The organism is Pseudoxanthomonas kaohsiungensis (assembly GCF_010211765.1).
GTDB lineage: Bacteria > Pseudomonadota > Gammaproteobacteria > Xanthomonadales > Xanthomonadaceae > Pseudoxanthomonas > Pseudoxanthomonas kaohsiungensis.
This window is the reverse complement of sequence record NZ_PDWO01000006.1, coordinates 192,341-199,653: the sequence shown is the minus strand read 5'-3', so window position 1 is coordinate 199,653 and position 7,313 is coordinate 192,341. Positions and strand designations below refer to the sequence as shown.

4 protein-coding genes and 1 pseudogene are annotated in these 7,313 nt (G+C 67.4%); 2 read left to right on the top strand and 3 right to left on the bottom strand.

The window, feature by feature from the left end; all coding sequences use genetic code 11:
• A pseudogene (locus tag CSC66_RS08735) lies at positions 1 to 283 on the top strand (IS110 family transposase); the annotation flags it as partial.
• Between the two features lie 1,118 nt (positions 284 to 1,401).
• On the opposite strand, the gene CSC66_RS08730 reads toward CSC66_RS08735, so the two are convergent.
• On the bottom strand, positions 1,402 to 2,175 hold the full coding sequence (locus CSC66_RS08730; protein ID WP_162377006.1) for a hypothetical protein: 774 nt from the start codon (positions 2,173 to 2,175) through the stop codon (positions 1,402 to 1,404).
• A 760-nt stretch (positions 2,176 to 2,935) separates the two neighbouring features.
• On the opposite strand from CSC66_RS08730, the gene CSC66_RS08725 reads away from it, so the two are divergent.
• On the top strand, positions 2,936 to 3,943 hold the full coding sequence (locus CSC66_RS08725) for an integron integrase (protein ID WP_162377005.1): 1,008 nt from the start codon (positions 2,936 to 2,938) through the stop codon (positions 3,941 to 3,943).
• Between the two features lie 46 nt (positions 3,944 to 3,989).
• Here CSC66_RS08725 and CSC66_RS08720 read toward each other — a convergent pair whose 3' ends face one another.
• On the bottom strand, positions 3,990 to 5,300 hold the full coding sequence (locus tag CSC66_RS08720) for a GntT/GntP/DsdX family permease (protein WP_162377004.1): 1,311 nt from the start codon (positions 5,298 to 5,300) through the stop codon (positions 3,990 to 3,992).
• Entirely contained in the window at positions 5,297 to 7,303 is a 2,007-nt protein-coding gene (locus CSC66_RS08715) for a YjhG/YagF family D-xylonate dehydratase (protein ID WP_162377003.1), read from the bottom strand. The genes CSC66_RS08720 and CSC66_RS08715 overlap by 4 nt, the downstream gene beginning before the upstream one ends.
• Between the last annotated feature and the right edge of the window lie 10 nt (positions 7,304 to 7,313).

Here is a 7,313-nt window from a genome sequence, read left to right as displayed (position 1 = left end):
GCAGCGTCGCCTGGGCGGCCTGACCAAGCGCGGCGACGTCTACCTGCGCACGCTGCTGGTCCACGGTGCACGCGCGGTGCTGACGGCAGCGCGCCTGAAACAGCGACGCGGGCAACCCCTGGATCCCTTGCAGGCCTGGGCACTCAAGGTGCAGGACGCACGCGGCCACAACAAGGCCGCCTGCGCCCTGGCCAACAAGCTGGCGCGGCGGCTTTGGGCGATGGAACATCACGGCCAGGCCTTCGATCCGCGACACGTGAGCCAGCGACCTGGTGCCCACTGACCTTCAAGAAAAGCCTCAACACCTCAACGCTTCAACCGCTTCAACCACAGCAATTGCCGAAGACGATCTCGATCATGGCGAAGGGTTCGGTCCCGGCGCGGACAAAGCCGATAACAATTCAGGCCCACAGGCCGCTTGAACGATAGGCACCCGCGCCGCGGATTCCATGATGGCCCGAGCACATCGACCGCTCACCTCAAGGCCGAATACACGACTGCAACCGTTCCGCTTCCCAACGATCGAACATCAGCTGCGGCAAACCTGCTTGACGGAGGAGTCCATACATGAATTGTTAGCGCGCACAAGCGACTCCCTTATTGGCTGTCCCATCTGGGTGCTGAAAGGATAGTTGGATATGCTTGACCACTCCATCAAAGCTGCCCAATTCAACGTTGCGGGCGCAGCCATGTAGCGCGGGCACCGGCCCTCCGCAGATGTGCTTCTGGTAGCGCACGGAGCTCTCGAGTCCCGTCAGAACACGATTGTCATGCTCAAGGCAAGTGAAGCCTGCACTGGCAAACTCCTGCAGTACCTCAGACGCCTTTCGTCCCGCAATGGCAATGGTCAATACGCGTGCTGCAAAATCCGCATCGCTGGTCGGGATGCCGGAGGTGCCTGCACTCGCTATGTTGGCCGTAAACAGGAGTGTTGTTAGGGCTAACGTCAGACGCATTAAGAACCCTCCATGCACGCTAACACCTGAGTTAAGCCGACCCGCGAAGCGGGTTCGGCTTGAACGAACTGTTATGCGCGCCAAGGTAAACCCGAAGCCGACTGCCTGCAACGGTCCCGCGATGCCAAGCAACACGGAGAAACGGTCCGTCAGCACGGGGCAGGTCGAGGCCAGCAAAGACCGAAGCCGACAGCGCCGCCAATCCGTAAGCCATGAAGCCCTCCATGTGCCGAGCGGCGCGAACGCGATGCATCCGAAGCCGAGTGAAGCGAAGTGCGGAAACGCCAGTGGTCCGGATGAGTCAGCGAACGACCGACGCCGAAGCCCACGATGCAACCGAAGTCAGTGCGTCACCGAAGCCGACAACACCAACGCCTGAGTTAAGCCGCGCCGCGAAGCGGCGTCGGCTTGAACGAATTGTTAGGCCGCAGCCCGACAACTGTCATTAGGGCTGCCTTCTGAGTTGATTAAGATGATTCAGCACAATCAGAGCGTACTTTCTTGGGATTGTGGTCAACATCTCTTTCGCCTCTTTCCCTTTCCCATCAAGCACCATGCTAACAACCGTAAGTGCTTTTATCTTTATCTCCTCAGGCCACTCATCTGTCTGCGCCATGAACCGTTCCATTGAGCCCATAAAAGCATTTATCTCTGAATCTATCTTGCTGTTCTGATTCTTTCCTGTCTCGCTGAGCTCAGGTGGCGTCGGCTGCCCGATGACGTTTAGCCCTTTCAGAACGTCAATTGTCTGCTTCGTTTTTGATGTGATCAGTTCAGTTAAAGTAAGTTGGCTCTGTAGGTTCTTGAGCGGATCAAGCCCTAGATGCTTCATTAGCGCGAAAGAGAGTCCAAGAGGCGCTCTGTCTTGATGGAATATCGGAAAGTACTCTCTCATTCGATTTTCATACAACGCTGGAAAGCTTGGCATCTCTTTCTTAAGATGCGTGAATACACTCTTTCTGGCGCAACTTAAGAATGAGTCAATAACCGCTTTCGCCGTGGTCTGGTTGAAGGATTGGTTGGCTGAGAAGATCACTAGCGCCGTGTGGATCATGACAAGCTCACTAACAAGCGTGGCTCGCTTCTTCCGTGCGCCAAATAGTGGCGAATCGTTATAGCCAATGGTCTTTGCCAGTTCTTTCGCTTTGTCGGCCGAAGCGCTATTTCCCACAAACGTGGCAAGAAGGTCGCCACATTGATCGACGGTTATCACTGCCACGGCTTTCCCCCTCGGGTGGTCATACTCTTTCTCCTGCGGCCTAACGCCTAAGTTAAGCCGCGTTGCGAAGCAACGTCGGCTTGAACGCATTGTTGGGCAGGACGAGAGCACCGCACAAGCTCGGGCCCGACGACCGATCCGAAAGGACGAAGCCGCGAACCTGGACGCGCGCACCGTGACCTGTCCACTGCGAACGTGACCGACTTCCACGACCGATCCGATGCAAACCCGGATGCGCGCCCCGCGACGCCACCGAAGGAAAACGATCGCAGCCAGCTCACCGAAGGTGAGTGCTTGGCAGCGCAGCGATCCATCCGATCCATACGAAGTTCCCCAACCTCGCGCTTCTTCCACTGCCCAACGCCGGAGTTAAGCCGCGCCGCGAAGCGGCGTCGGCTTGAACGAGTGGTTAGGCCGGCGAGCCATCAGGCGAGAAGCCTGGACGAACGACACGCCAGCCGAGTGATTGTGCGAAACGCGGTCCGACCGAACGCCTGCCCCGCGCCCGACCCGCTGCGATGCCGCACGCCAACTTGCCATTGCGACTCCCCCCACCGAAGTCCGACGCCCCACCCCAAACACGAACGCCACAACCCGCCTAACTACCAGTAGACCCCCAGCGGGGGTGTAGCGCCGAGTGTGTGGCCCGCTCCGGGCGGGCGTCAATGCGGGAATTCCTACCCCGATCACGGACTTGTCCAATGGCGACGGGGTCCGTCTCGGGCCATCCTGCCGGTATAGGCGGCATGGAGGCCCCGATATGTCTTATGACGGCGAGCTGGCCCCGTTATCGGGCGGGCCGGCAGCGGGGCGTGAGCCGCGCCTGCTGGACCAGGTGCGGGCGCGTATGCGGCTCAGGCATTACAGCCGGCGCACCGAGCAGGCCTACCTGTACTGGATCCGCCGGTATATCCGGGCGTGGCTGCCGCGGCACCCGCGCGAGCTGGACGGGGCGGCGGTGGAGGCGTTTCTCACCCGCCTGGCGACGCGCGACGACGTCGCCGCCAGTACCCAGAACCAGGCCCTGTCGGCGCTGCTGTTCCTCTACCGGGAGGTGCTGGGGGTGGAGCTGCCGTGGATGGAGAACGTGGTCCGGGCCAAGCGGCCGCGGCGCCTGCCGGTGGTGCTGGCGCGGGCGCAGGTGGCGCGGCTGCTCGAGCGCCTGGCCGGGCGCGAGGCGTTGATGGCCGGGCTGCTCTACGGCAGCGGCCTGCGGCTGATGGAATGCGTGCGCCTGCGGGTCAAGGACGTGGGCCTGGCCCGCAACGAGCTGGTGGTGCGCGACGGCAAGGGCGGCAAGGACCGGGTGACGGTGCTGCCGGCCGCGCTGAGGGAGGGGCTGGAACGGCAGCTTGCGGCGGTGCGCGAGCTGCACGCGCGCGACCTGGCCTGCGGCGCCGGCCGCGTGTACCTGCCGCATGCGCTGGCGCGCAAGTATCCGAATGCGCCGGCCGAGCTGGCCTGGCAGTACGTGTTCCCGGCCACGCGGCTCTCGGAGGATCCGCGCGACGGCGTGCGCCGGCGCCACCACCTCGACGAGAAGGTGCTGCAGAAGGCGGTGCGCGCCGCCGCGCTGGCCTGCGGGTTCGACCGGCCGGTGACGCCGCACACGCTGCGCCACTGCTTCGCCACCCACCTGCTGGAATCCGGCGCCGACATCCGCACCGTGCAGGAGCTGCTCGGGCACAAGGACGTGGCCACCACCCAGATCTACACCCACGTGCTCAACCGCGGCGCGCTGGGCGTGCTCAGCCCGCTGGACCGTTGAAACCCGGCCGACGCCCGGCAAGGCGGCCGTGGGCGATCCGGCCGCTTCAGCCCAGCACCAGGTCCAGCAACAGCACCCCGCCCAGCCCGATCACCGAGATCAGCGATTCCATCACCGTCCAGGAACGGAAGGTCTGCGCCATCGACAGGCCGAAGAACTCCTTGAACATCCAGAACGCGGAGTCGTTGACGTGCGAGCCGAACACGCTGCCGGCGCCCACCGCCAGCACCATCAGCTCGGGCGAGGCGCCGGTGCTGGCGATCAGCGGGGCGACGATACCGGCGGCGGTGATCACCGCCACCGTGGCCGAGCCGATCATCACCCGCAGCACGGCGGTGGCCAGCCAGGCGAACACCAGCGGCGGCATGTGCCAGCTCGCGCTGAGCGCGGCGATGCGCGCGCCCACGCCGCTGTCCACCAGCACCTGCTTGAACACGCCGCCAGCGGTGATGATCAGCAGGATCACCGCGATCCCGGCGATGGCCGCGTTGAGCCAGCGCGTCTGCGCCTCCAGGCCGACGCCGCGGCGATAGCCCAGCCACCAGAACGCGACCAGCGCGGCCAGCAGCAGCGCGACCGTGGGGTTGCCCAGCAACAGCAGCGCGGTGCGGGCCAGGCCCTCGGGCAGCAGCGCATCGGCCAGCACCGAAATGCTGATCAGCAGCACCGGCGAGAGCGCGACCAGGAACGAGCTCCAGGCGCCGGGCAGTTCGCGCGGCGCCTCGCTGGCGGTGAACAGGTCCGGCAGCGGCGGGTTGATCGACTGCAGCCGCCGGCCCAGCAGCGGGCCGGCGATGACCACCGCGGGGACCGCCATGGCGATGCCGTAGAGCAGGGTCAGGCCCATGTCGGCGCCGAACGCGTTGACCAGCACCACCGGCCCCGGGTGCGGCGGCAGGAAGCAATGCGTGGTGCTGAGCGAGGCCACCGTGGGGATGGCCAGGTACAGGATCGGCAGCCCGGTCCGGCGCGCGAGCGAGAAGATCAGCGGTACGAGGATGATGAAGCCGGCGTTGAAGTACAGCGGGATGCCGACCAGGAAGCCGGTCAGCAGCAGCGCCCACTGGATGTGCCGCTCGCCGAAGCGCCCGACCAGGGTGATGGCGATCTTCTCCGCCGCCCCGCTCTCTTCCAGCACCTTGCCCAGGATCGCGCCGAGCGCGATCACCAGCGCCAACCCGCCCAGGGTGCTGCCGACGCCGGCGTCGATGGTCTTGAGCAGGTCCTGCGGGGTCATGCCCAGCAGCAGGCCCATCGGGACCGCCACGACCAGCAGCGACAGGAACGGGCTGAGCTTGCGCGCGGTGAGGAAGATCTGCAGCGCTATGGCTGCAGCGATGACGATGAAGGTGCTCATGCGCGGCCACCTTTCGCGGCCAGGGCCTCGCGCCCGGCGCGCAACGTTTCGAGGATCGCGTCGACGTCGTACACGCAGCCGCCCCAGGTGCCGCCGCTGGCGTCCTGCAAGGCCGCCCACAGCCGGGTGTCATCCGGCAGGCGCGGGTGCGCGGCGATCGCCGGGTGTGGCGCGCGCGCGGCCAGCAGCGCGGCGGCGGGGTCCGCTTCCAGCTCGCCTTCCGCCTGCGTACCGACCAGGTCGATGCGGCCCTGCAGGGTGTTGCGGTCGATCTCGATCCGCACGGTGTCGCCGTCGCGCAGGCGCCCGATCGGGCCGCCGGCCAGCGCCTCCGGGCCGACATGGCCGATGCAGGCGCCGGTGGACACGCCGGAGAACCGCGCGTCGGTGAGCACCGGCACGTGCTTGCCCCAGGGCAGGTACTTCAGCGCCGAGGTGAGCTGGTAGGTCTCCTCCATGCCGGTGCCGGCCGGGCCGCAGCCGGCCAGCACCACCACGTCGCCGGCGCGCACCGCGTCGTCGCCCTTGCTCTTGATCGCGCGGATCGCGTCGTGCTCGGAGGCGAACACGCGCGCCGGTCCGCTGTGGCGGTAGACGTTGTCGGCATCGACCACCGACGGATCGATCGCCGTGGCCTTGATCACCGCACCGTCCGGGGCGAGGTTGCCGACCGGGAACACCAGCGCGCTGGTCATGCCGGCGGCGCGCGCGGCGTCCGGGCCCATGATCACCGCGTCCGGATCGACGCCGTCGAGTTCGCGCAGGCGTTCGCGCGCCCGCCGCCGCGCATCGCTGGCTTCCCACCAGGCCAGGTTCTCGCCCACGGTGCGGCCGCTGACGGTCAATGCGTCCAGGTGCAGCAGGCCCATGTCGCGCAGGTGCAGCATCACTTCCGGCACGCCGCCGGCCATGAACACCTGCACGGTCGGATGGTGGCGGGGGCCGTTGGGCAGCGCGTCGACCAGCCGCGGCGTGGCGCGGTTGGCGGCGATCCAGTCGCGCACCGTCGGCCGCGCCAGGCCGGCGGCGTGCGCGATCGCCGGCACGTGCAGCAGCAGGTTGGTCGAGCCGCCGAACGCAGCGTGCACCAGCAATGCGTTTTCCACCGCCTCGCGGGTGAGGATGCGCGACAGTGGCGTGCCGGTGCCGGCCAGCCGCACCAGCGCCAGCGCCGAGCGCCGCGCCATGTCGGTCCACACCGGCTCGCCCGAAGGCGCCAGCGCGCTGTGCGGCAACGCGATCCCCAGCGCCTCGGCGATCACCTGCGAGGTCGCCGCGGTGCCGAGGAACTGGCAACCGCCGCCGGGCGAGCCGCAGGCGCGGCAGCCCATCGCCGCCGCGTGCTCCAGGTCGATCAGCCCGTGCGCGAAGCGCGCGCCGATGGTCTGCACCTTGCCCGCGTCCTCGGCGCCGCGCGCCGGCAGGGTCACGCCGCCGGGCACGATCACGCCGGGCAGGTCGGCGCAGCCGGCCAGCGCCAGCATCATCGCCGGCAGGCCCTTGTCGCAGGTGGCCACGCCGAGCACGCCGCGGCGCGTGGGCAGCGAGCGGATCAGCCGGCGCATCGTGATCGCCGCGTCGTTGCGGTAGGGCAGGCTGTCGAACATGCCGGTGGTGCCCTGGGTGCGGCCGTCGCACGGGTCCGAGCACATCACCGAGAACGGCAGCCCGCCGTGCGCGGCGAACGCCTCGGCCGCGGCGCCGACCAGGCGGTCGATCTCCCAGTGGCCGGTATGCAGGCCCAGCGCGAGCGGGCGGCCATCGGCGGCGCGCAGCCCGCCCTGGGTGCTGACGATCAGGTACGGATCGCGCGCCACCTCGCTGGCGCGCCAGCCCATGCCGGCGTTCTGGGTCAGGCCGAACAGGTCGCCGCTGGGCGCCTCGCGCAGCATCCGCGCGTCGATCGGCAGGTGCCCGTGCGGGCCCTCGCCCGAAGTGCGCGTCGTGGCCAGCGGCGCGCCGTCGCCGAGGATCGCGTCGAGGCCGATGTCCTGCGTGCTCATGGCGGTGCTC